We start from the raw sequence: 24,000 nt of genomic DNA on the forward strand, positions 1-24,000 counted from the left end.
CTGATGGGAGCAGTGATGCTCAAAGTAGATAATATGTACAGTTGTCCTTTCATTCTGAGGCTAATGTACAAATAAATTCGAATTAGACTGAGGTTGGAATTATTTTTTGAAGAAATATAACTTTTTTGGCCTGTTACCTATCATTTCATAAATAAAGAAGCCAATTACCAAAATGTATTCAATGGCCAGTAACCACAGATTTTCCTTGTAGTCGGGATTGGAATAGGCATAGTAGCTCAGAATAATGGTGCAAGACCATACCAAAGGGAATCTATAATTAGTAAAGATGGCAAAGCCTAACAAGAATACCACATACCAAGGGTGAACGGTACTTGATAGAAAATAATAAGTGGCAAGCGCAAACACTATGGAGGTAATGACATCCTCCAATTTGCCGTTTTTCCTTAGGAATGCAATTAGCAATACAATAACAATAACTGCTTTTTTGAGCATGGAACCATAAGAATCGATAAGTTCCCATGGTTTGGCTTCGTAATAGGTGACGCCAATCTTTTTTACCACATTGTAAATGCTGGCATTGAACTCGAAATTTGAAAACCACAGACCGACGGTCTCAGCATAATTATCGATAAAAACAGGAGAGTAAAATGGTAGTAGTAGGGCTGCACATCCCAATATTATAAGGGTGTAAAAAACAACACTTTTTTTAAAACCAAAATATCTTACAAAGATGGGTAAAAATAGTACGGGCATCAATTTTACCATAATAGAAATGGCATAAATGGGTGTTGCCCATAACCACTTGTTTGTTGATATGAGGTACAAGGCCCACACAAAAAAGAAAAGCATTACTCCTTCAAAATGGAGGTTGCCGGTGAGTTCAATAATGACCAATGGATTTAAAAAGTACCAAAAAGCCATATGGTTGGCCTTGTTCAGGTGCTGTAGCAGCTTTCTTCCGAAATACAGTACACCCAAGTCTGCCAAGATTACGGTTAAACGCATGACAATCATGGAACCCATAACGCTTCCTCCACCTAAAATTGAAGCGAGTGCGAAAAGAATTTGGTTTACCGGGGGGTAGTTGCTGTAGTGCCGAGCGTTTAGAGCACCCATGCCTTCATGGAGCTCATTCATGCTGGCAAAGGACACCGTACCCTGCTCCATGATTTGGTCAGGTGTGAACAAATAAGGATTGATGCCGTTTTTGATGAGTTCGCCATCCCAAATAAATCGGTAAAAATCTTGTGAAAGGTTAGGTTCTGCAATCAAAAATACCAACCGAAACAGGATTCCGACAATCAAAAGGAACTTGAAGTTCCATTTTTCGAACTGGATAAGTTTGTAGCACAAGAAAAAGAGTGCTACAAAAAGCATCAACAACTTTACAAAATCCGTACGGACCAAGTTGTAAGCAAAGCTCCAATAGAATAAAATACAAGCGACAGCAAAAAATATCGGATATCTATGCAGCCGCCAATAAGATTGCATGTGTATGGATTAGGCCTTGGAAGTTAAGGATTTAAAGAATACAAATCCGAAACCTAGGAACAACATTAAGTGGAATGGGAACAATCCGTAGTCGTTCAACGGTATCGCACTGTACATTCCAAATAGGAAATAGATCATTAAGGCAAACTCCAAGATCATGTTGGGTGATAATTTGGTGGTCAAATATTTATTGCCCTTCCAGGTGTCTTTAATACTATTGATGTTGAACTTTGGAGTTCGAACAAATTCACTTCGTTTTCCCAAATGTCCTTCTAAAACAGCTACGCTATTGTGCAAAGAGAAGCCCAATGCCACGGAGAAGAAGGTAAAGAAGAGTTTAATATAGTCCACAAAATTATCAAAACTACTGCCCTGAATACTCTTGTAGGTAAACCAATAACACACAAATAGGATAATGGTACTTAAAATGAAGAAGCTGGTCACTTCAAAAACCCAACCTAAATGTCCGTAAGTGTTTTTGATGTAGAGCATTGGGATGCTCAACAAAGCTACGGTGAACACGCATAGGAACATTGAGCTGTTCAACAAATGCATTACACCGTGAAATTTCGTTTTAAAAGGTATGTTTTTGGAAGTTATGACACTCCAAACTGTTTTTCTAAAGTTTTCGGCTCCACCTTTGTTCCAACGAAATTGTTGCGAACGGGCTGCACTAATTACCACGGGAAGCTCAGCTGGGGTTTCTACATCTTCCAAATATTTGAATTTCCAATTTTTCAATTGGGCACGGTAGCTCAAATCCAAATCTTCGGTAAGGGTGTCACCTTCCCAATTTCCTGCATCAAAAATGCATTCCTTTCTCCAAATACCTGCTGTACCGTTAAAGTTGATAAAGTGTCCTTTGGAATTTCTTCCTACTTGCTCTAAGGTAAAGTGGGCATCCAAAGCAAAGGCTTGAATACGAGTAAGGGTGGAGTAATCTCTGTTGATATGTCCCCAACGGGTTTGCACAACACCAATTTCTTCATCCTTGAAGTAAGGAACGGTCTTTTTGAGCCAATCTGCCTCGGGAAGGAAATCTGCATCAAAAATGGCGATAAAGTCACCTTTTGCGATTTCCAAACCTTCTTTAAGAGCTCCAGCCTTAAATCCTTTTCGGTTTTCCCTGCGAATGTGCTGAATGTCCAAACCAGTTTCATGAAGTTCTTTGACCCTTTGGGCCGTTTCTATAACCGAATCATCCGTGGAGTCATCCAACACTTGGATTTCCAATTTACTTTTTGGATATTCTATTTTGGCAATGTTCTCCAACAAACGCTCCATTACATACTCCTCGTTGTAGATGGGAAGCTGAATGGTTACAAATGGAATTTCTTTGGGATCGAGCAGGTTGAATTTTGGGGCTTCTTCATTTCTTTTTTTGTAACCAAGATAGTTTACCAAAAGATTCAATTGCGCGAGGCTGTAGAAGAAAATCAACAGTAAGGCGAAACTGTAAATAGCAATGATGATGTAAGCAATAGCAAGTCCCATTATTTTAAACTGTATTTAAAGATCCAACCCAATATTTTTATGCCCGCAAATATAGTACCTTTTACCGTACCTGATACTTTTGAGATGCCAATTCTTCGTTTGTAACGTACTGGTACTTCGATATATGACATTTTTTTTCTCAAAATTTTCAATTGCATTTCCACAGTCCACCCATAAGTTGTATCCTGCATTTCCAATTCTTTGAGCTTTTCATATTTTATCGCCCTAAAAGGTCCTAAATCCGTAAATTTTGACCTGAAAAACAATCGCATTAAAAATGTGGCCAAATTGTTTCCAAAAACTTGTTGTGGAGTCATGGAACCTGGTTCGCGAAGTGTTTTTTTTCGCGCTCCAACCACAAAATCAATATCATTTTCCAAAATTGGGGCGACAATCTTATCCAATTCTTCCGGATAATCTGAATAGTCTCCGTCGATAAATACGATGATATCGGGTGTTTTGGATTGTTCGGATATGTATTTTAATCCTTTTAAACAGGCAAACCCATAGCCCTTGCGGTTTTCAGCGATTACAGTTGCCCCTGCTTTTTTTGCATTTGCTACAGTATCGTCCGAGGAACCGTTGTCCACGACCACAATTTCGGATACGTGTTCTGGTATTTCCGAAACTACCAAACCAATGGAATCTCCTTCGTTGATTGCTGGGATTATAACTTTAATACTCGCCATTGGCAGGAATAATTTTAGTTAGTGTTTAAGTTGGCAAAACTAAAATTTTCCTTGGATTCCACTTTTAATTTTTCAAAGAGAAGGATAGTTTACTTCTTGTTTACGAGGGTCATTAGGTCTACATCATTGCCCAACAGTACTTGATTGCTGTCTATTCTACCTTCAAGCGGACCGTTCTCCAATTTGAGGACGCCCCTAGGACACACGGCTGAGCATATACCGCATCCAACACAGCTTGCACGAACAATGTTTTCTCCTTTTTGCGCGTAGGCACGTACATCGATACCCATTTCGCAGTACGTGGAACAATTTCCGCAGGAAATGCATTGTCCTCCGTTGGTTGTAATTCTGAATTTGGAGAAAAGTTTCTGCTGAAAACCAAGAATGGCGGCCATGGGACAACCAAACCGGCACCAGACCCTACTTCCGAAAATGGGGTAAAACCCTGTCCCAATTACCCCAGAAAAGATACTTCCAATCAAAAATGAATAGGATTTACGTAATGTTTCAGATTTAAAAAGGAACACTTGTCCTTCACCACTAAAAAAGTGAAAACCGATTAGGGCAATAATAATCACAAAATATCCAATGGCTCCATATTGTGCATCTTTCTGGAGTTGTTCGCGTTTAAAAATCATCACCCAACCAAAAACCAAGGTGAGCAAAACTGCAACGCCAATTAAAAAAGCACTTTTCGTCAACCAATATTTACTGGTATCGGTTCCCAAATAGGAGTAAATTACTGCTGTGGTCATCAAGGTTACAAAAACCACTACGCTATGCACCACCCAACGTTCAATTTTCCAAGCCTTGATGGATTTGTCACTCAATTGTCTAAAAGAATCCCCTGCTGTTTCGGCAAGTCCACCACAGCCACAGACCCAAGAGCAATACCATCTTTTTCCATATTTATAGGTAAGGATAGGAGTGATAACGAATATGGATAGAATAGCAAAAATAAGCAAGGCAAAACCTATATCTCCGGAGCTTAAAAAGGCTTTGATACGATAGCTTTCAAAATTGTAATAATTAAGGGGCCATATATTTTTGAGGTCGTAATAAGGAAGGCTTCCTCCGTTCAAAACTTCATGTCCATTTAAACGAGCCATTAATTCTGGGATGATGAATGCAAAGGCAGTTTGAAAAAACATAACGCTTACGGTGCGCAATCTTTCGTATCGATTATGACGGTATTTCCAAAGGAATTTTATTCCAAAGGCCAATATGGCCACCGTGTAGAGTGTACCGTAAACAAACCATTGGCTTGCTGGATTACCGTTCAATAATATACTGAGAGGGTCAAAAAGGGCAATTAAACCTTTGTTGTTTCCATCGCTGACCAATCCAAGGTACTCCGGATAAAAATAGAGCACAATATAAAACCCTGTCAATGATAGACCTGCCACCCAGCCCCATAAACCACGACTGGAAATGGATTTAAACCAAACCCCATCGTTTTTTATTCCAGGTAGCTTATTGGTGTATGCGTCCCACGAAAACCAAATAATGCCTATTGCGATTGCTGAAAGTGATAGGGTTAACCATAACGATTTATTCGGAAAGTTAACATTGAATATTGCCAATAGGAGAATTCCCAATCCTGACAATCCAAGTAGCGTTGCAATTTTTTGACTGATGCTCAAGCTTTTTGGTGGTTCCCCGGTAAGGGCCATACTTTTGTCGTACGTGCTCATAATTATAGGTTAGGCAATCTGGAAGATGCGTTTTAGGTTTTTCTTTTTCAGCTTGATGGACTTTCCAAAATCGGAATTGTATTTCGATACAATCTGTGATTCAAATTTTTTATAAAACTCAGGGTCAAAATTGGCGTCGATAAGATGTTCCATCACAAAATCAATAGCTCTTTTTTCGCTGAGCCAACGGTCAAAGATTTCGTGTCGTAAGCGGATGCCGAAGGTGTTGATGCCCAAAAGCACTTCTGAACTTTTATCAAAAGCTATGGTAATGCAGATTTTTTCTTTTGGGTGCCGCCAATGAAAATGGGCCTCCATGTCCTTTTTTCTTCTTTCCGAAAATACCCAACCATAGGTTTGGTATTCAATATCCAGAAATTTGGCAGAGTTGAACCAATGCCCTGGATTGTATTCCATTCTGTTGCCGCAAATGGTTTGGGCAAGGGCTTCGCCCATCATACGGCCCGTATACCAAACCGCTTCTACAGGTCGGCGATTTCCAATGGCTTCATGCTGTTCAGCACAATCACCAATGGCATAAATATCTTCAACATTGGTCTCCAAAAATCGATTTACTTTAACTCCACGACCCAATTCAATACCTGATTCTTTCAGGAAATCGATATTAGGGGTAACTCCAGCCGTTAATCCTACAAGGTTACACTCAATTTTTTCACCTGTTTCGGCAATGGTCACGGATTTCACTTTTCCATTCCCATCAGCGTTGATTTCTTTGAGCGAAGTACCCAAGCGAAGATCAATATGATGTTCTCGGATATGCTCGTTGATCATTTCGGATTCGCCTTTGGGCAGCACACCGTTCCAAAAACTGGTTTCTCGAACTAAAAAAGTAACTGGTATATTCCGAGTGCGAAGCATTTCTGCCAGTTCTATGCCAATCAACCCACCACCAACAATTACAGCGCGTTTGCAGACCTTATTATTTGGGGCGTTTTCTTCTAAAAGTTCCAAGTCTTGTTTGGAATAGAGTCCTTGGACCCCATCTAAATCTTGACCAGGCCATCCAAATTTATTGGGTTTGGATCCTGTGGCAATAATAAGTTTGTCATAGTTAAGGTCTGGTGCCCCATCAATTTGAATAATTTTTTCTTGAGTATTTACCTTAGTAACATACCCCTCTACCAATTCAATTCTGTTTTTCTTCCAAAAGTGGTTTTCGTAGGGTTGAGTATGTTCAAATTTCATGTGGCCCATGTATACGTACATCAAAGCGGTTCTTGAAAAGAAATACTTGCTTTCGGCAGAGACAATGGAGATTTTTTTATCGGAGAGTTTTCGGATATGCCTAGCAGCGGTAACTCCGGCTATTCCATTTCCAATGATGACAATATGTTCCATGGGTTGGCTTTAATTGTTTAATGTGTCGAGGTTTATTGAAAAAACTTAACAGTAAAAGGAAATTTAATAAGAATTTGTAAGCTAAATGATGTTTTAAATTTATTATTTTAGGGGTAGCCACAATCATTATGAAGAAGTTAGTTTTTTTATGGACGTTTATTCTTACCTCTTGTAGTAGCAGCAAGTTAGCCAAAGTCAATGGCATCAGTTTTGTCTCATCTCGAGAAGAATTGTCGCAACAACATATTGACCCTGTACTAGATATTCAGGCCAATTATGCGGCCATAATGCCCTTTGGCTTCATCAATGGGACAAACTCACCTGAATTGTTTTTCAATACAGACCGGCAATGGTTCGGAGAGCGAAGGGAAGGGGCGAAACAGTATATCGAAAAACTCCATCAAAATGGAGTGATGGTTATGGTAAAGCCTCAAATATGGATTTTTAGAGGCGAATTTACAGGCAATTTGAAGATGCCAACTGAAGGGGATTGGAAGAAGTTGGAAGCATCTTATGAAAAATTTATTCTATTATATGCAGAACTGGCGGAAGAAACCCAAAGTGATATTTTCTGCATTGGAACAGAGTTAAAAACCTTCGTAAACGAACGACCTGAATTTTGGGCCAGTCTTATCCAAAAGGTAAAACAAGTGTATCATGGTACCCTCACCTATGCCGCCAACTGGGACGAATATGCGAAAACGCCGTTTTGGTCACAATTGGATTATATTGGTGTGAATGCCTATTTTCCACTGTGTGAAAAAGAAAACCCAACCATCCAGACACTTAGGGAGGGCTGGCAGCCATGGAAAACCAAAATGCGGGAGCTGTCAAATCAAGTTGACAAACCTATCTTATTTACGGAGTTTGGATACCGAAGCATGGATTACACAGGTAAAAAACCCTGGTTGGTGGACCGAAACCAAATGGAAGTAAACCTTAAGGCACAAGCCGATGCTACCCAGGTAATCTTTGATGAATTTTGGCATGAAGACTGGTTTGCGGGTGGCTTCGTGTGGAAGTGGTTTATGCAGCACGATCAAGTTGGAGGCCATACGGACAACAGGTTTACTCCTCAAAACAAACCTGCCGAATCTGTTATCCGAAGACAATATGCCCAAGTGAAGAAATCAAGTTTTTAAAGTTGTTAAAAAAATGTGGGAAAATTTCTCTTAAATAGGTGTCATCGTGTTTGATTTTTCGCCATCTTTGTAATACACCCCTCCCAAAAAATAATCAGTAATGAAATCACGATTAACCCTTCTATTTTGGGTGTGGGCCTGTGCATTCATTTTTGCGCAAGAGGATAAATACTATTCCGCAGTTGCAGAACAGGGAGATGGTATTTTTTCCCTGCTCCGCAAACAAGGATTGGACCCAGCCAAGCACTACGGCGAATTTTTAGAATTGAACTCGGACAAGATCAAAAAAGGCAGTGCCTTAAAGCTAGGTGAAAAGTACAAAATACCTTATGCCGATGATTCATTTAAAAAAACCGGAGTATTGGTTGAAGCCGTAAAAGATGTTGAAGAACCCATTTTTGATAAAGAACTCGCCCAAATGTCCCTTAAGAGTGATAAGCTCAAAGATGCTATTTACTACCTGATTACTGAAAACGCTACGGAACAGGATAAAAATTTTGTAAACAATATTACCCAACGCTTGGCAGCGGAGTTAATGGTTCATGGAGCCAAGGTATACCTGATGGATGATGAGGTGTCCAAAGATGTGATTGGGGACACCCTGTCTACTGAGAACCCAATGGGGGACTATATCAAAGTAATCAATAAGCGCTATATACAGAACACTGGAAAATATCAGCGAGTATTGGTTATACGTGCCAAAAATATTACTGGAAAGGATAATATGGATGTAGCCGTATACCATTATAACAAAAGCACTCAAGGGCAACGGTTTGCCCAAAACATTCAGAGTGTATTTAAGGAAAAAAGTATTTCCAACAAGTCCTTCGAGAAAGCTAGCTTAATTTTCGAAGATAAAAATAGTCTCTACTTGGCTAGAAATATTCTTCCTGCCATAAGCTTGCTTACCATGGAAAATGCTTCCAATGCCTCAGGCAATAAAATTTCTCTAAGATCAAACAAAAAAGAATTTGCCAACTTGATCAGTAATGGGATTATGAACGATTACGTTGATCTAGAGTTTGAGAACTGATTTAATCAAACGAAGCCTAACAACATCCACCGCCATTGTAATGATAGGTGCTTTCGCTGATATAAATTTCATCCGAAGCGTTTGCCAAGGCTGCTGCTGTTTTATCACAAACCGCTAAGGGTTGGTTTTGCTGTAGCACATGTCCTTTTTTATCATCAAAATACTCTTCATTACCAAAATAAATGGCTGTTTTCCCAGTAAAAACACATGGTCCATCTTCGGGCATCGGATCTTTTATGGCCGCAATTTCAATGGATTCAATATGGATGAGTTCGTCCGTAGGGTAATGATTGGGCGACAAAACCCTGTAAGATCGTTTCCCGCGAATCTCGATGGTGCCAAACCCGGCATCGGTCAACACTTTTATGTAATCTTTCAATGGAATACTTCCACTCAAGCATAAGGCTCTCAGTCGATCATCATTACGAAGTTCTTCGCTCATGGGCTGTTCGCAAATAGGATCGCTCATTACCAATCGACCATAAGGTTTCAAAACGCGATACATTTCGGAAACCGCTTTCTTTAGGTCTTCTATTTTAAAGATGTTAAAGAGGCAGTTTTGTGCCGCCACATCAATGCTTTCATCTTCTACGGGTAGATTTAAGGCATCACCTTTTACCAAGTTTACATACTCACTGTTGAACCAATCATTCTCCTCTTCGGCTATTTTGAAGTTTTTTCGGGAAGCTTCCAACATTTCACCCACTGAATCTACACCGATGACCCCTCCTTTTTGTCTTGAAAAATAGGAGAACTGAAGTAGTTCCATACCACCACCCACTCCTACGTACAGAATATTGGGGTTGTTAACCAAGTCCTGTGCAGATACGGTGCTGCCACAACCATAGTTCATCTCTTGCATAATCTTGGGAATGGAAAGCCCAGGGAATTGCCAAATAGGATTGGTGGTACAGCAAAGCCCAACATCTGGAGTTAGGGCAGCTTCTTTATATAGGTCTTGGGTCGCTTCTAAATAGCTCATAGTTCTTTGATTAATTCTTTAAACAGTTTGATCATTTTGGGTTCCGCCTGTCCTGCAATTTTCAAAATCTCCTGAACTTCAACGGGTTCCAGGTTGTCCGGATCGCATTCATCGGTTAAAACAGATACCGCTACAATAGGTAGTCGTAAATGATTGGCAACAATTACTTCTGGTACCGTACTCATACCCACGGCATCGGCGCCCATAATTTTCAGCATGCGATATTCGGCCTTGGTTTCCAGTTGTGGTCCAACTACCGAGGCATACACCCCTTTTTGAAGTGAAATATTTTCTCGGGTTGCAATGGCTTCAATTTTTTTGCACATTTCGACATCATAAGGTTCACTCATATCCACAAATCTGTCACCAAACTCTCCTACATTTTTGAAAGCTAGGGGAGACCCACCTTGCAGATTGATATGATCTTCGATCAACATGATGTCACCCTTTTTGAAGTTAAGATTAATAGCTCCTGCAGCATTGGATACGAACAATTGTGTTATCCCAAGTTGATGCATTACTCTTATGGGGTAGGTGATGTCCAAAAAATCATAGCCTTCGTAAAGATGAAAACGACCTTGCATCACCACGGCTTTTTTACCTTCGATAGTTCCGTAAATCAGTTTGCCCGTATGGAATTCCACGGTGGCCAAAGGAAAGTATGGTATGTGGTTGTAGTGAGCTTCAATGGGGTTTTCTATACTGTCTATAAGTTGGCCCAAACCAGTGCCCAGTACTATACCTATTTCTGGAGTTTCAAACCCTCGTTTTTTCAAGTATTCGACCGATTCGTCGAGTTGTTTTTGTGTCATTTCTATATATGTTTTAAAAATGGCTCAAAAGCCTTAATGTCTTTAATATCTTCGTAATAGTCCACATCATTCTTTTCATCCAAAAGAGCGACTTCATCAGATTTTAAATCTTTTAAAGTGTCCGATAGAACAGTATCCGTTCCCCAGGTTTTATTTTGGAATAATTTTTCATTCAATGACTTCATTCCCAAAAGATAATATCCTCCGTCTTCGGCAGGTCCCACAACATAATCATTGTCTTCTAGTTTGGAAAAAGCTTCCTCCAAATCGGATTGGTCGAGATGAAACATATCACTACCAATAATAATAATATTATCAAAACCAGCTTGGAACCCTTCCTTGAAGGCATTTAGCATCCGCTCTCCTAAATCTTGCCCTTTCTGAAGCTCTTTTCGATATATTTTGTTGGGCCAAATATCATTTTTCCAAATCTCCTCGGAATAATACACCCATTTTTCCACTTCGAGGTCTTTTGTGAAAGATACGGTATGGTCCAAAAGAAATTGATAGATATCCAAAGCAGCTCTATCGCCAACTTTAGCAGCTAGTCGGGTCTTGCATTTACCAAGTTCGGGGTTACGGGTAAGGATTAAAAGTAGGCTATTATTCAACGATTACTGTTTTGGCCGAGGACACTTTTAAAGCATAGGTCAAAAAGTTGTTCCAATACTTACTGTGGTTGAGTGATTTTTAATCTTAATTGTATTTATACACAGTATGTCCTTTGTTTATCCTTTCAAATATACCACCATAAAGATTTTGGACATTGAAGAAACAGGAATTTTTAATTTTTCAGTTAAAAATCAAGATATTTTAACAAGATAATTGGGCAAGTGTTTGCGGAGCTTGTCGAACGAAATGGGTTTGGTAAAATACTCGTTCATACCAACGCCTTTGGCTTCATCAATTGCCTCTTTGGTCACATCTGCAGAAAGACCAATTATGCCAATATCTTTGTTGAATTTCCTTATTTCCCTTGTGGCGCTTAAACCATCCATTTTGGGCATATGAATATCCATAAATACTAAATCGTAACAGTTGTTCTGCACGGTGTTTAACGCTTCGAGGCCATCGGATACAGATTCAGATTGCACCCCTAGTTTTTCCAGTGTTTTTTTCAGGACCATTACATTTACCCTGTTATCATCCACTATTAGAACTTTGCAACCACTTAAATCGATTGATTCAGAATTGGTGGTGCTCGTTTTGCTTTTAGTTTCTGACAAGGGGAATTTAAGGGATAAATGAAATTCCGTTCCCACATTTTCTTGACTGGTCACTCCAATTTTTCCTCCCAAGAGATCCACAAGTTTATAGGTGATGTAGAGACCAAGACCACTGCCTTCATGTCGTTTTGCTTTTCCGATATCTACTTGGGTAAACCTGTCGAATATGGTTTTTAATTTGTTTTTTGGAATCCCTATGCCGGTATCTTTTATGGCAATATCAATGGCCAATTCATTATTGACAATGTTTTCATCGTAGGATACCGTTATTCCACCTTTTTCGGTGAATTTTAAGGAGTTCCTTAAAATATTTGTAATGATCTGTCCATATTTTCCAATATCCCCAACGGCTTCTAGATCGCTATTGACAGTTGAGTCCAAGGATATATTGAGCCCCTTTTCTTCTGCAGTACGCTGATATATTCTGATGATGTTTTTCAACTCATGTAATGGAGAAAAAATATCTTTTCTAAAAGTGGTTTTGCCAGATTCTATTTTATCGATTTCAAGAATGTCATTTACCAACAGAAGCAATTTTTTTGAGGAAATGTCCATTAGTGACAGATATTCTTTTAAAGAACTATGTATTTCGGACAATTTTAATACTTCAATGAACCCTATAATGGCGTTTAATGGAGTTCTTATTTCATGGCTCATGTTGGAAATGAACTCTGTTTTGGCCTTGGACGACTTCTCAGCCCTTACCTGTTCTTTCTTTAAGGATTTGTTGAGTACTTTAAGTTTAATGTTTGCATGACCCAGGTACTTGTTTTTTCCCCTGGAGGACTGATAAAAATAAACAAGTAAACTGGTAAGAAAAGACAGTAAAAGTCCAAAGATCAAATATACGTAGGTTGCCTCTTTTCTTTCTGCCAAAAAATCCAAATGGGAAGGCATTAAGGAGAATGTCCATTTTTGCCCGTCCAGGGTATCGACCACAAAGCTGGTAGTGAATATAAACTCTTTCCCTATACCACTTGTGTTTGGATTGTTTTTGGAGTAAAAGATGGTTCCTCTTTCGTCTATGACCTCTATGGCATACTTATCCAAATCTGCCACCAATTCATTGAAGGGTGTGGTAAAATCCATTCCGGCGGTAACCGACCCCCTAAATTTCCCTTCAAAATATACAGGTGCATCCACCAAAAAGGCATTACCTCCTTGGTGTAGCTTTGTCCATGGTGAAATATTTGTAGATGAATCTCTTACGTGGTTTCTCCATTCTGGATATCTTGGGTGTTTGGAAAGGTCTAGCCCAACTGCTGTTCTATTGGCCTCCAAAGGAGTTATCATTTTAACAGTCATTAAGGTATCCAGCCACTCCACAAATTTAAAAGATGGGTTTTGTTCTAAAATGAGATGGGCATCTTTCTCCCAATATTGAAAATATGACCCATTGGTCATTTCGATTCGCTGTTTTAAATTCTCCAAGGATTTAACATCGTATTTTACCAAGGAGAAAAATTCTTTGGCCCGGAGGCTACCAGTGGTCTGGATTTCGCGTATAAATGTTGACTTTTGGGTTTTGAGTGACTTATTCCATAAAAGGAAAACAATGGTGATAAAAACTGCAAATACAGCAATGGGAAATATTAATTCTTTTTTTGAAAATTTCAACGACATACCAAGTATCTAAATCGGGGGCTTATTATTAATACTTTTTCAAACCATAAATTCAAACCAATGAACCTTGTCACTTTTTGATTGTTAGAAAACAAGAAGAGTAAGAAAATACAACATTCATTTAAGTTGTTAACACTTTTTCAATAAAAAAATTGTATCCAATACCCTCTTTGTAAGAAAAATGTGGTGGACTATGGTATTTTTTATCTTGAGCATTCCCAGTTAAGACACAGAGAAACTTGTGCATAGTGAAGTAAGAGTTAAAATTTATTTATCTTGAAAAGTCATTCTAAATCAAAGACATGAATAAATTGATCATTAGTTGCTCAATTATAATTGCAGTTGTCGCTTGCAAAAAGGACCAAAAGGAGGTGCAAAATCAACCTGAAGAAAGGTTAAGATATCAAGAGGAATACCGACCACAGTTTCATTTCTCCCCAGAAGAAAAATGGATGAACGATCCGAATGGATTGGTTTATAACGAGGGAGTATACCACCTATTTTATCAATACTACCCAGAAGACATTGTATGGGGGCCTATGCACTGGGGCCATGCGATAAGTAAAGATTTGGTGCGTTGGGAACACAAGCCAATAGCACTGTATCCAGATGAGCATGGTCTTATTTTTTCTGGCAGCGCCGTAGTTGATAAAAAAAACACCTCGGGTTTTGGTAAGGAAGGAAAAACACCTTTGGTGGCCATATTCACTTATCATTCCATGGAAGGGGAGAAGGCTGGTAGAAAGGATTTTCAGACCCAAGGTATTGCCTATAGTTTGGACAATGGGGACACTTGGGAAAAATATAAGAACAATCCTGTGATTTTGAACGATGGCATTAAAAATTTTAGAGATCCCAAAGTATTTTGGCATGAGCCGTCTGACAGTTGGATTTTGACCTTGGTAGCCGGGGACCATGCCAAATTTTATAGTTCCAAAAACTTAAAGGAGTGGATATATTTGAGCGATTTTGGTAAATCGCAAGGTGCCCATGGGGGAGTGTGGGAATGTCCAGATCTTTTTCCCTTGCAAGTAGAGGGTTCCGATGGGGAAAAATGGGTCTTGATCATTAGTATTAACCCCGGAGCCCCAAATGGTGGTAGTGGAACCCAATATTTTGTAGGCGATTTTGATGGTACAACTTTTACTTCCAATCAAAAGAATCCTAAATGGCTTGATTACGGAACAGATAATTACGCAGGAGTGACTTATAACCATGTTCCGGAAGGGGAGCGTGTTTTTATAGGATGGATGAGCAACTGGGATTACGCCCGGGATACGCCTACCAAGAAATGGAGAAGTGCTATGACGGTGCCCCGAAAATTATCCTTGCATAAAGTTGAAGATGATTACTTTTTGGCCAATTACCCAATTGACAAAATGGGTGATTTGACCAGCTCCACCTTCGTCAATCAAGTTGAAGTAGCTGCTGCTACAACCGATACGCTGCAAGTAGAGGGACTCAATCAATCAGAGGTTCGGCTGAAAACGGCTGCTAAGAATTTTCAATTACTCTTTAAAAATGAATTGGATGAAGTTCTTGTATTGGATGTTGATTCAAAAAATCAGACTTTAACAGTGGATAGAACTTTATCGGGAAAAGTTGATTTTCAAGAAGATTTCGGGGCTAAAAAACATGTGGCGCCATTGAAAAGTTTCAAGGAAGGACCACATCAATTCAAAATATTGATGGACTGGTCATCTATGGAATTGTTTGTGGACCAAGGAATGCTTTCCATTACAGAACAACTATTTCCAACAAGCCCTTATAATACATTGATCATCAATAATGAGGATGGAAGTGAGCCAATCATTATTCAATCCATAAAGGAAATAAAATCCATATGGTAAAGATGGGCCAGTCTGACCAATATCAGTTTTTTTAAGCGGTTTCAATGTGATCTTTGTCGTAAATGACGGACATGGGCGTTACACAGGAACAGCTTCAAAAAATGGCTTTACAAATAGATCATGTTATTGATTTAATTCAACAACAAGATTTAGATAAAGGCGAATTGATGGAAAGCGTATGTCCCATTTATAGGGAAAGTGCAAAAAACTTGATTCATTATGCCGCCTTCCGAAGCTTTGATGCTAGGAAAATGCAAAAAGGGCTTAAGGAATTGGGTTTTACCCGCCTCGCCAATGCCGAAGGGAATATTTTGGGAAGCCTAATCAACCTAAAAATAATTGTGAATACCTTATTGGGTGGAGCCCCTGATTTGACCAAGAATGAGTTTTTATCTATTGGTGAGGGAACACAAATATTAAAGAAGCATACGAACGAACTTTTTGGTGAATCCGATAAATTACGACGTGTCCGTGTTATGGTTACCCAACCAACGGAAGCCGCAACCAATTACAATTTGGTGCTGAACATGGTTAAAAATGGAATGGATTGTGCTCGAGTAAATTGTGCGCACGATGGTCCCGAAGTTTGGCAAGCCATAATTAACAATGTTCGCAAAGCAGCCGAAGAATGTTCCACATCGGTTAAGGTAGCAATGGATTTGGCCGGGGCGAAAGTCAGAACAGGGAAAATTGATTTGGGTACTCGGATAAAGGGAAAAAAAGCCTCAAGAAAGAGGATAAATCAATTCATTAGATTGCATAAGGGAGATGTGCTAATCGTTACAGGCAAAGAAAATAGTTCCTCCCTGATAGGATATAGTAATAAGGAAGAGTTGATGAAACCTGCAAGAATACGTTGCGTTCCTCCCCATATAGTGAATCGCGTAGAAAAAGGAGCCCCTATTTTATTTGATGATGGCAAAATTGAAGGTGAGATTATGGAAACTGGGCCGGAATCTTTTCAGGTAAAAATTACACGTGCCAAAGAGGGTGGTGCAAAATTAAAAGGAGAAAAAGGGATAAACTTTCCAACCCTTGACCTAGGGATTTCCGGCCTAACCGACAAAGATAGGGAGGACTTGCAGTTTGTGATTGAGCATGCAGATATTGTAAACTACTCTTATGTAAATGATGCCAAAGATGTGAACGACCTACTGTCAGAATTGAAAAATTTGGGAGCAGATGAAGATCTGGGCGTTATTTTAAAAATTGAGACCAATTTGGCCTATAAGAATCTAATACCCATTCTTGTTACCGCAATGCAACGTAAACATTTAGGAGTTATGATCGCTAGGGGCGATTTGGCACTGGAAGTGGGATGGAAAAACATGGGAATGGTGCAGGAGGGTATTTTATCATTCTGTAGTGCAGCACACATTCCTGTAGTTTGGGCCACGCAAGTTTTGGAGGGCCTGGCCAAAAAAGGAATGCCATCGAGGTCGGAGATTACGGATATAACGTCATCCGTACAGGCGGAGTGCGTAATGTTGAACAAGGGCCCTCATATTAATGAGGCCATATCATTTTTGGACGAAGTTCTGCTCAACGTGGAAAGTTCGCACAATAAAAAAGAGGTGTTACTACCCAGAATGGAATGGAAATAAAAAAGGGCTCCTTTTAAAGGAGCCCCATTGAGATACATAATTCACTATTGGAGATTGTGATTAGTGTGCTAGTGTTTAGTATAGCTTAATTAATGTATAAATAGATACTGCTTAAAAGAGAGTAAATGGATAGTGCAATTACAACATACCAAAACAGGTATCCTAGTTTTGCGTCTATAGTGTTCATTTTTCTGAGTGTTTCTTGTTTTAGTTGAGTTTAAAACTGCACCCTAAATTATATGAAACAAGCCCAACTGCCATCCAAATTTTTATTGGTTGCACTAAATTGGATATAATTGGTCGTAAAACTTATGTAATTGGAAAAGATGTGTTTTTGGTCAATAAACTACTGAGCGACTAAGGTTTTTTCGCTGAATTACAGTGGCTTGTGTTTTGTGGTGGATTGGGGGACTAAGGACTTATTGGAAGGATGTTTGTTTTAAATAAGAAACAACACCCTTCCATAAAAGGTGTAAATAGTAGAAATTAAACTAAAGGGGTACCCTTTAATCGTTTTTCAATTTTTCGCTTTTTAGCAGTTATGTTCTTCATGGTTTCCATTAATTTGGAATCCTTGGTCTTTTTATAAATCTCGTTGATAGAGAGGATTAAACTCTTTGCTTCTCTTGAGGCTTTAACCCTATCACTGGTGGACATATGGCTCATCGGCCTTTTTTCAAACTCTTCCGCCTTTTCAATTAACTCTTGGGTCATTTTTTGTTTTTAAAATTATTCGCAATCGGCTAAATATAAGAGTTAGTTTGATATTTTTTGCCTATGGAACCATTTGATTTCCATATTTATGAAAACATTAAGAAGTTAAAACCAACAAGTCTTATAAAAATCTAAAGAAATGGAGTATGTTTCTCTTTAATTAAGTCTATGTGGTTGATAACGTGTTCATCCCTCTCGGAAATTCAATTCTGGAATGAAAAAGTTCACGGCCTGTATTTATGTTAAATGAACGTTTATTAATTGTTAATCAAACATTATTTAGGCTATTTTTGTATAAAATTTGGACTTGGAATTAATCTGGAATAATTTAGGAGGTAAAGGCACATCGGACCATGAGCGCAGAATCAGTTTAGAATATGCGGTTCGTCTTCAGGTGGTAAAAATACTAATTAAAGAAGCCGAACACCTCATGGATTACCTTTCTTTGGTCGTAATTGAAATCAATTCATCCAACGGTTATGTTTCAGTTCACGAAGAAACCCCTGAGCCTCTCTTTTCTAAAATAGCAAACAACTTGGAGCAACCTAAGGCTAAAAAGTTTCCAAAGTGTCTTCATCTCTGCTTGAAGCCATAAATCTTTAAGATCATTTAAGTCAATCTAAAAATGGATTGAGTAAATCTTACCATTGGGATATGGGTAAATTTGAATAAATAAATTACCCAAAATGGCAATCATAGGAAATATTATAAAAGGAGTTATTGAGGCAAGAGATGCCCTGAGCAAGGAACCGAGTCCAGTTGATGAGCAAAAGAAAGTTCTTCAAGAATTATTAAACAAAGCCAGGGATACACAATTTGGAAAGCAATATGATTTTGTTTCCATTTTGGAATCTCATAACATTCCGAAGGCATTTTCCAAGGCGATACCTTATCACGATTACAATAAAATTACTGAAGAGTGGTGGAGTAAAACCATTGAAGGCGAGCCTGATGTTACTTGGCCAGGTAGCCCGGATTTTTTTGCGTTATCATCTGGAACAACAGGTAAAGAATCCAAAAGAATACCGGTGACCAAAGATATGTTGGATTCCATCACACGCGCTGGAAGGCAGCAGGTATTTGCCATGAGTAACTTTGATATGCCCGCAGATTTTTTTGAAAAAGAAATCATGATGTTGGGAAGCTCTACAAACCTGCAGGAAAGAGATGGAAAAAGGGAAGGTGAAATAAGCGGAATAAGTGCCGGTAACATTCCTTTTTGGTTTAAAAAGTACTACAAGCCCGGTGACGAAATCGCCAAAATTGATGACTGGGACGAACGGGTCCTATCCATAGCCAAGAATGCCAAAAATTGGGATATTGGAGCTTTGAGCGGTATTCCCTCTTGGATGGAGTTGATGCTGAAAAAAGTAATCGATTATCACAATGTGGACAATATTCACGAGATATGGCCCAATTTACAAGCCTATACCTCAGGCGGAGTGGCCTTTGACCCCTACGAAAAAAGTTTTAATGCCCTCTTGGGACATCCCATTCAGATAATAGATACCTATTTGGCTTCTGAGGGATTTATTGCTTGCCAAGTAAGGCCGCAGACTACTTCCATGAAATTGATTACGGATAATGGCATCTATTTTGAGTTTGTGCCCTTTGAACCCGAGTATGTAAACCAAGATGGTTCCTTGACCGATGACGCACCATCCGTTACCCTCGATGAGGTTGAAGAAGATGTAGATTATGTTCTTATTATATCCACTGTGTCCGGTGCATGGCGTTACATTATTGGCGACACCATTGCTTTTACCGATGTGGAAAGAGCAGAAATAAAAATTACCGGACGTACCAAGTTTTTCTTGAATACGGTAGGTTCTCAACTTTCTGTAAACAAGTTGAACGATGCCGTGAAGCATTTGGAGGAAGAATTGAACATAAAAGTGCCAGAGTATACGCTTTGCGCCAAACGTTTTGATGACGGATTCTACCATTCGTGGTATCTGGGGTCGGATAAGACTTTGGATGAAGAAAAAACCGCAGCCGCTCTAGATAATTATCTAAAAGAAGCCAATAAAAATTACAAAGTAGCCCGAAGCAAAGCTTTGGAAGGTGTAAAGGTGAATTTTGTGTCGCAACAAATGTTTGCGGATTGGAGCGGCGCCAACAAGAAAAAGGGTGGGCAGGTAAAAATGGAGAGAGTGATGGGCGAAGATCGCTTTAAGGAATGGGAAGATTTCGTGTCGGAGCAATCATAACAAACTGCTGTTTTCTTGTTCCTTTACCATTTCCATAATTTCATCAGGAGATAGGTAATACTGTTTGATACGGGCCTTGTAAACTTCATCAATCTTGGAATGGTTTAGGATAAACCGTTTTGTTTTTAAAATATACTCGGACATTCCTCGCGAAACAGCAAAGGAGTCTGCTGCACGCTCTGCTTTTTTTACAAACTCTTTCAGTAACACATAACGAATCCCAAAGCCTATTAAGTTGAGGTTGCTACGCTGTTGATAGTCCATAACGTGACCTAGCTCATGTCCAATCCAACCAATCAGAACATCTCTGGGCACATCCAATGTCTTAAACTCCGCTCCAGAAATCTTAAACTTTTCACTGATCAGAATTTTATAGCTCCGTTTATTCTTCGGTTTAAGCAAACCGCTCCAGGTGGGTTGGGCCAGCATAACCGATTTTTTAATGTTCTTTTTAAACTTGAACTCAATAGAAATCCCCTCGAGCTCAGGAAAATGATGTAACGCTATGTCCACCTCACTTTTTATGTTTTCTGGAATCTTATTTTTGGGTTCTGTCACTATAGTAGTTATTAATATTAGGGATATAGATAGTAGGAGAAGTAGTTTTATTCTTTGCTTCAAAATATTGGGGTTAAAAAAAGGGCAAATAATTATTTGCCCTTTTTGATGTGATTGTACTTTATTTAGAACTGGTATCGGAGTCCTAGGGCAATATCTAGGTCAAGGTCGTCGGAATAATTGTCGTTGAAACCAATCTCGGGTCTCATGTCCAGCGATATAAGCAGGGGAATTTCAAAGTTATATTCAATACCTAGGTCACCAGCAATTAGTGCAAAAGACCCATCGTTCTCACCGGCATCAAAAGACCCTATTCCACCACCGGCACCAACATACCAATTAAATCCTCCATCTATGGGCATCACCCATTGGTACAGGCCAACTAATTTAAAGGCTTCAACATTATTGGAATCTCTCCAACCCAGGTCAAATTCTAATCTGTTGTTCTCGTGTAGATATCTTTGATAGGAAACTTCACCTCCAAATCCATCGTTGTCACCCACTCGAATACCTAATGCATTTTTTGAAATGCTCTGGGCACACATGGTTGTTGTTCCGATTAAAAATAGAATTAAAATTATGTTCTTCATGATGGTTTTATTTTGATACAAAGATAGTTTTGGCCTATGATCGGCTTACCGCAAATCAATTAATGATTGATTCAAATAGAAAATGGATCCCTTTTAGAGCAGGGGCTTAAGGAATTTGAAGAGTCCTTCAAGAAATTTTTGCCAAAGGGTCCGGTTCTGGAAGCGTTCCAGAGTTACCAGATTAGCTTTTTGACAAACCTTTTGGAACTCCTCGGTCATTTCGGAATTCACTTTTTTGTTGTAAATAAGAACATTGGTCTCGTAGTTGAGCTCAAAGCTTCGAATATCAAAGTTTCCGGAGCCGATAGAGACCAAATCGTTATCGACTATCATAATTTTACTGTGTGAAAAGTCTTCTCGCAAGTAAATTTTGACCCCTACTTTCAGCAATTCTTCAAAATGCGAAAACATGGCAAACTTGGCTGCTTTGGAGTCCGATTTTTTCGGTACCAAAAGACTGATGTCCACACCCTGGAGGGCTACAATTTTTAAACTTTGCAAAAAAGCCTCACCAGGAACAAAATAGGGATTTGCGATACGTATGGAATGTTCGGCTTGGGTCATCATGCCAATATATTGCTGCATAATGGTGGGGTGCTTGGAATCTGGACCTCCTGCTACTACCTGTGCATCAATATTTCCAGCCTTCTCTTGCTTAGAAAGGTAATCGGAGATATGAAAATCTTCCTTTTTGCTGGAAAAAAAATAATCTTTTAGGAAAACCATGTGCAAATCGTTTACAATAGGTCCTTCTAGTTTTAGGTGGGTATCCTTCCATTTGCCAAGGCCATTCTCCCGTTTGATGTACTTGTCGGATACATTTACACCACCGGTAAATGCAACATTGTTGTCTATGATTACAATTTTCCGATGGTTCCTAAAATTGAGAGAAAAAAGAAGGTTTTTTAACCGAATAGGCATTATGGGATAGATTTTTACCCCGATATCCTCAAACTTTTTTCTGGGACGACCGCGTAATTGGTAACTTCCCAAGGAATCATAAATAATACGGACTTCTACACCTTCTTTAATTTTTCTTTCAAAAAGCTCCAGCATTTTGTCCAAGAGGCTTCCTCTTTCCAAAATATAATACTGCATATGGATGAACTTTTCCGCTTTTTCCATCGCTTTAAACAGTACATTGAAGGTTTCACCGCCATCTTGGAGGGTGGTTACCTTATTTCCATGGGTCGCAGTAGTATTGGAACTGGCCTCAATAAGTTTGCAGAGCCTTCTTTTTCTTATGTCGACATCAAAATCGGACTTAAAATCTTCTTGTGATGGAATTTGTTGAAAACCATAGTTTTTCCGTTTTTCAAACTCCTTGGGGTTGAAGAACTTGAATTTTCGGCGGTTCATTCCAAAAAGATAATAGAGCACGGCTCCCAATAGGGGCAGGGTTATAATGGCCAAGGCCCAACTTATGGAACGCGATGGTCTTCTGCCATGGTAGATGATGGCACCAATGGCCCAAACGGAAGTCAAAATATATATTATGGTGAGTAAGGTCTTCAAAAAAAATGTTGGTGTTTTATGCTCTAAGTTATGAACGAATAATGAGACATTTATTCCTTTGGGTTATAATTGCGACCAAGGGCAACAAAAAAACTCTGGCAAAAACTTACCAGAGTTAAATTGTGTGATGGTGAAATTTGTTAGGAATCGCTATCAGTGGCATCCTCGACTTCATCTTCCACGTCATCGGCGGCATCTTCAATATCGTCCCCAACATCTTCTGCCGCATCTTCCACGTCATCGGCTGCATCTTCCACACCATCTTTTACTTCTTCTATGGCCTCTTCGGCCTTATCTTCTTTTGTTTCTCTGCAACTGGTCATACTTAAGGTAAGTACCATTGCTATAAACATCGTAAATAAACTTATTGACTTTTTCATGTGTTTTCTGTTTTTAGTTATTGATTTCGTTTTAGTGTCTCTTGACTTATAATTTTTTTCTTCCCGTTATCAATGAAATGATAAACAATACAATGAATATGAAGAAAAGGATTTTGGCTATACTCGCAGCTCCTGCAGCAATACCTCCAAAACCAAATATACCGGCAACAATGGCCAATATTATAAAGGTGACTGTCCAGCGTAACATAATAGTAGTGTTTTAGGTTAGTGCCTGATCATCTCTTAATCAGTACATTACAAATGTCGTTTGTTTTGGTTCGGAAGCTTGCCGCTTATCCTTTTTATGTTGACTCAATAGAAAATATAAATGGTATGAAGCCCTTTAAATAGGGGTATATCGTGTCTTTAATGTGCTGGTCCCACAAATAATTATGCCGTACGGTTGTTTGGGGTCAAATTATTTACAAAAAACTCGCTGGTCATTTGCTTGGCTTCTAAGGGTATTTTTTTGGGATTTTGAATGATTTCTTTCAAGTCATCAACAGCAGATTTTTTGTCTAACCATGTTCCTGCCTTTTCTTTGGAGATAATAACAGGTGCTAGATTGCTGATGTTGTGATAACTGGAAACAAATGGGTCGGTTTTACTTACCATTAATGCCGTGCATAAAAAGCCATCATTCAAAATGTTATATGTGCCTGCAAGGTAGAATGGCTTTTTCGAGGCTTGGTATATATGGTAACTAAGAGTGTTGCCATTTTCCAGATGATGGGTGTAAAAACCTGTTACAATGATCAGGCAGCGCCTCTGTTTAAAGGAATCCTGCATCCAAGCTATGCTTTTCAGTTCTTCCATCTGAACATTTAAGGTATTTGAGTTGTGCTGGAAAATATGCCAGTCTTCTTTAAAGTCATGGGGCATAAGTCCCCAAATAGCAAAAGTGATTTCGCTTTTGTTTTCCATGGTCACCACGCTGAGGTTGGTTTCGTGAAAACCATTGATAACAGGGTTTGGTCTGTACAAATTTGGATACCTGAAGGGAATTCCAAACTCCTCTTCTATCTCTGCTGTCTCCGCGATATTTGAAAGTTTGTAAATCATAATCTTCTTGA

The 24,000-nt window shown here is 39.1% G+C and carries 22 protein-coding genes; 6 read left to right on the forward strand and 16 right to left on the reverse strand.

Annotated elements, in window-relative coordinates:
- Positions 1–99: 99 nt before the first annotated feature.
- From mptB to D2V08_RS02460, 5 genes are all read right to left on the reverse strand, one after another.
- Entirely contained in the window at positions 100–1,452 is a 1,353-nt protein-coding gene (gene mptB / locus D2V08_RS02440) for a polyprenol phosphomannose-dependent alpha 1,6 mannosyltransferase MptB (protein ID WP_119606525.1), read from the reverse strand.
- A 9-nt stretch (positions 1,453–1,461) separates the two neighbouring features.
- Complete coding sequence (locus D2V08_RS02445) at positions 1,462–2,946, reverse strand: cellulose synthase family protein (protein ID WP_119606526.1); 1,485 nt, start codon at positions 2,944–2,946, stop codon at positions 1,462–1,464.
- Positions 2,946–3,635, reverse strand: coding sequence for a glycosyltransferase family 2 protein (locus D2V08_RS02450; RefSeq protein ID WP_119606527.1), 690 nt, complete (start codon positions 3,633–3,635; stop codon positions 2,946–2,948). The genes D2V08_RS02445 and D2V08_RS02450 overlap by 1 nt, the downstream gene beginning before the upstream one ends.
- Positions 3,636–3,724: 89 nt before the next feature.
- Positions 3,725–5,329: a 4Fe-4S binding protein gene (locus D2V08_RS02455; protein ID WP_119606528.1), complete on the reverse strand. Its 1,605-nt coding sequence runs from the start codon at positions 5,327–5,329 to the stop codon at positions 3,725–3,727.
- Positions 5,330–5,338: 9 nt separating this feature from the next.
- Complete coding sequence (locus tag D2V08_RS02460; RefSeq protein WP_119606529.1) at positions 5,339–6,688, reverse strand: NAD(P)/FAD-dependent oxidoreductase; 1,350 nt, start codon at positions 6,686–6,688, stop codon at positions 5,339–5,341.
- A gap of 128 nt (positions 6,689–6,816) precedes the next feature.
- On the opposite strand from D2V08_RS02460, the gene D2V08_RS02465 reads away from it, so the two are divergent.
- Together D2V08_RS02465 and D2V08_RS02470 are read left to right on the forward strand one after the other, a co-directional pair.
- A complete protein-coding gene (locus tag D2V08_RS02465) occupies positions 6,817–7,830 on the forward strand; it encodes a glycoside hydrolase family 113 (protein WP_119606530.1) in 1,014 nt (337 codons plus the stop codon).
- A 100-nt stretch (positions 7,831–7,930) separates the two neighbouring features.
- The gene (locus D2V08_RS02470) at positions 7,931–8,863 is read left to right on the forward strand and encodes an N-acetylmuramoyl-L-alanine amidase (RefSeq protein ID WP_119606531.1); all 933 of its coding nucleotides are present in this window, start codon (positions 7,931–7,933) and stop codon (positions 8,861–8,863) included.
- 16 nt (positions 8,864–8,879) lie between these two features.
- Here D2V08_RS02470 and arsM read toward each other — a convergent pair whose 3' ends face one another.
- The 4 genes from arsM to D2V08_RS02490 form a co-directional block, all read right to left on the reverse strand.
- Complete coding sequence (gene arsM / locus D2V08_RS02475) at positions 8,880–9,845, reverse strand: arsenosugar biosynthesis arsenite methyltransferase ArsM (RefSeq protein WP_119606532.1); 966 nt, start codon at positions 9,843–9,845, stop codon at positions 8,880–8,882.
- Positions 9,842–10,657, reverse strand: coding sequence for a purine-nucleoside phosphorylase (locus D2V08_RS02480; RefSeq protein ID WP_119606533.1), 816 nt, complete (start codon positions 10,655–10,657; stop codon positions 9,842–9,844). The genes arsM and D2V08_RS02480 overlap by 4 nt, the downstream gene beginning before the upstream one ends.
- A 2-nt stretch (positions 10,658–10,659) precedes the next feature.
- The gene (locus tag D2V08_RS02485; protein ID WP_119606534.1) at positions 10,660–11,268 is read right to left on the reverse strand and encodes a TIGR04282 family arsenosugar biosynthesis glycosyltransferase; all 609 of its coding nucleotides are present in this window, start codon (positions 11,266–11,268) and stop codon (positions 10,660–10,662) included.
- Positions 11,269–11,460: 192 nt separating this feature from the next.
- Positions 11,461–13,506, reverse strand: coding sequence for a response regulator (locus D2V08_RS02490; RefSeq protein ID WP_119606535.1), 2,046 nt, complete (start codon positions 13,504–13,506; stop codon positions 11,461–11,463).
- A gap of 302 nt (positions 13,507–13,808) precedes the next feature.
- Between D2V08_RS02490 and D2V08_RS02495 the strand changes: the two genes are divergently transcribed.
- Positions 13,809–15,356 (forward strand): glycoside hydrolase family 32 protein, encoded by a 1,548-nt coding sequence (locus D2V08_RS02495; protein ID WP_119606536.1) that lies wholly within the window; start codon positions 13,809–13,811, stop codon positions 15,354–15,356.
- Positions 15,357–15,427: 71 nt separating this feature from the next.
- On the forward strand, positions 15,428–16,960 hold the full coding sequence (locus tag D2V08_RS02500) for a pyruvate kinase (protein WP_182835467.1): 1,533 nt from the start codon (positions 15,428–15,430) through the stop codon (positions 16,958–16,960).
- Between the two features lie 486 nt (positions 16,961–17,446).
- Here D2V08_RS02500 and D2V08_RS02505 read toward each other — a convergent pair whose 3' ends face one another.
- On the reverse strand, positions 17,447–17,674 hold the full coding sequence (locus D2V08_RS02505) for a hypothetical protein (protein WP_119606538.1): 228 nt from the start codon (positions 17,672–17,674) through the stop codon (positions 17,447–17,449).
- Between the two features lie 307 nt (positions 17,675–17,981).
- Between D2V08_RS02505 and D2V08_RS02510 the strand changes: the two genes are divergently transcribed.
- Together D2V08_RS02510 and D2V08_RS02515 are read left to right on the forward strand one after the other, a co-directional pair.
- Positions 17,982–18,269 (forward strand): hypothetical protein, encoded by a 288-nt coding sequence (locus tag D2V08_RS02510; RefSeq protein ID WP_182835468.1) that lies wholly within the window; start codon positions 17,982–17,984, stop codon positions 18,267–18,269.
- A gap of 91 nt (positions 18,270–18,360) precedes the next feature.
- On the forward strand, positions 18,361–19,884 hold the full coding sequence (locus D2V08_RS02515; protein WP_119606540.1) for a GH3 family acyl-acid amido synthetase: 1,524 nt from the start codon (positions 18,361–18,363) through the stop codon (positions 19,882–19,884).
- Here the strand turns inward: D2V08_RS02515 and D2V08_RS02520 are convergent.
- The 6 genes from D2V08_RS02520 to D2V08_RS02545 form a co-directional block, all read right to left on the reverse strand.
- A complete protein-coding gene (locus tag D2V08_RS02520; RefSeq protein WP_245980478.1) occupies positions 19,879–20,445 on the reverse strand; it encodes a hypothetical protein in 567 nt (188 codons plus the stop codon). The two genes, D2V08_RS02515 and D2V08_RS02520, sit on opposite strands and share 6 nt — an antisense overlap.
- A gap of 122 nt (positions 20,446–20,567) precedes the next feature.
- Positions 20,568–21,032 (reverse strand): hypothetical protein, encoded by a 465-nt coding sequence (locus D2V08_RS02525; protein WP_119606542.1) that lies wholly within the window; start codon positions 21,030–21,032, stop codon positions 20,568–20,570.
- A 93-nt stretch (positions 21,033–21,125) separates the two neighbouring features.
- Positions 21,126–22,547, reverse strand: coding sequence for a cardiolipin synthase (gene cls, locus D2V08_RS02530; RefSeq protein WP_119606543.1), 1,422 nt, complete (start codon positions 22,545–22,547; stop codon positions 21,126–21,128).
- A gap of 140 nt (positions 22,548–22,687) precedes the next feature.
- Positions 22,688–22,927, reverse strand: a complete 240-nt coding sequence (locus tag D2V08_RS02535; protein WP_119606544.1) for a hypothetical protein — start codon at positions 22,925–22,927, stop codon at positions 22,688–22,690.
- A 46-nt stretch (positions 22,928–22,973) separates the two neighbouring features.
- Positions 22,974–23,135, reverse strand: a complete 162-nt coding sequence (locus D2V08_RS02540) for a DUF1328 family protein (protein WP_119606545.1) — start codon at positions 23,133–23,135, stop codon at positions 22,974–22,976.
- Between the two features lie 182 nt (positions 23,136–23,317).
- Entirely contained in the window at positions 23,318–23,989 is a 672-nt protein-coding gene (locus D2V08_RS02545; protein WP_119606546.1) for an SOS response-associated peptidase family protein, read from the reverse strand.
- Between the last annotated feature and the right edge of the window lie 11 nt (positions 23,990–24,000).

The sequence above is a fragment of the Flagellimonas lutimaris genome, assembly GCF_003581615.1.
GTDB lineage: Bacteria > Bacteroidota > Bacteroidia > Flavobacteriales > Flavobacteriaceae > Flagellimonas > Flagellimonas lutimaris.

Excerpts from the sequence above, each read along its gene's own strand:
- D2V08_RS02480 (WP_119606533.1), bottom strand. The coding sequence starts at position 10,657 with ATGACACAAAAACAACTCGACGAATCGGTCGAATACTTGAAAAAACGA.
- D2V08_RS02460 (WP_119606529.1), bottom strand. The coding sequence starts at position 6,688 with ATGGAACATATTGTCATCATTGGAAATGGAATAGCCGGAGTTACCGCT.
- D2V08_RS02450 (WP_119606527.1), bottom strand. The coding sequence starts at position 3,635 with ATGGCGAGTATTAAAGTTATAATCCCAGCAATCAACGAAGGAGATTCC.
- mptB (WP_119606525.1), bottom strand. The coding sequence starts at position 1,452 with ATGCAATCTTATTGGCGGCTGCATAGATATCCGATATTTTTTGCTGTC.
- arsM (WP_119606532.1), bottom strand. The coding sequence starts at position 9,845 with ATGAGCTATTTAGAAGCGACCCAAGACCTATATAAAGAAGCTGCCCTA.
- D2V08_RS02495 (WP_119606536.1), top strand. The coding sequence starts at position 13,809 with ATGAATAAATTGATCATTAGTTGCTCAATTATAATTGCAGTTGTCGCT.
- D2V08_RS02540 (WP_119606545.1), bottom strand. The coding sequence starts at position 23,135 with ATGTTACGCTGGACAGTCACCTTTATAATATTGGCCATTGTTGCCGGT.
- D2V08_RS02500 (WP_182835467.1), top strand. The coding sequence starts at position 15,428 with ATGGGCGTTACACAGGAACAGCTTCAAAAAATGGCTTTACAAATAGAT.
- D2V08_RS02455 (WP_119606528.1), bottom strand. The coding sequence starts at position 5,329 with ATGAGCACGTACGACAAAAGTATGGCCCTTACCGGGGAACCACCAAAA.
- D2V08_RS02545 (WP_119606546.1), bottom strand. The coding sequence starts at position 23,989 with ATGATTTACAAACTTTCAAATATCGCGGAGACAGCAGAGATAGAAGAG.
- D2V08_RS02515 (WP_119606540.1), top strand. The coding sequence starts at position 18,361 with ATGGCAATCATAGGAAATATTATAAAAGGAGTTATTGAGGCAAGAGAT.
- D2V08_RS02490 (WP_119606535.1), bottom strand. The coding sequence starts at position 13,506 with ATGTCGTTGAAATTTTCAAAAAAAGAATTAATATTTCCCATTGCTGTA.
- D2V08_RS02445 (WP_119606526.1), bottom strand. The coding sequence starts at position 2,946 with ATGGGACTTGCTATTGCTTACATCATCATTGCTATTTACAGTTTCGCC.
- D2V08_RS02470 (WP_119606531.1), top strand. The coding sequence starts at position 7,931 with ATGAAATCACGATTAACCCTTCTATTTTGGGTGTGGGCCTGTGCATTC.
- D2V08_RS02505 (WP_119606538.1), bottom strand. The coding sequence starts at position 17,674 with ATGACCCAAGAGTTAATTGAAAAGGCGGAAGAGTTTGAAAAAAGGCCG.
- D2V08_RS02525 (WP_119606542.1), bottom strand. The coding sequence starts at position 21,032 with ATGAAGAACATAATTTTAATTCTATTTTTAATCGGAACAACAACCATG.
- D2V08_RS02535 (WP_119606544.1), bottom strand. The coding sequence starts at position 22,927 with ATGAAAAAGTCAATAAGTTTATTTACGATGTTTATAGCAATGGTACTT.
- D2V08_RS02465 (WP_119606530.1), top strand. The coding sequence starts at position 6,817 with ATGAAGAAGTTAGTTTTTTTATGGACGTTTATTCTTACCTCTTGTAGT.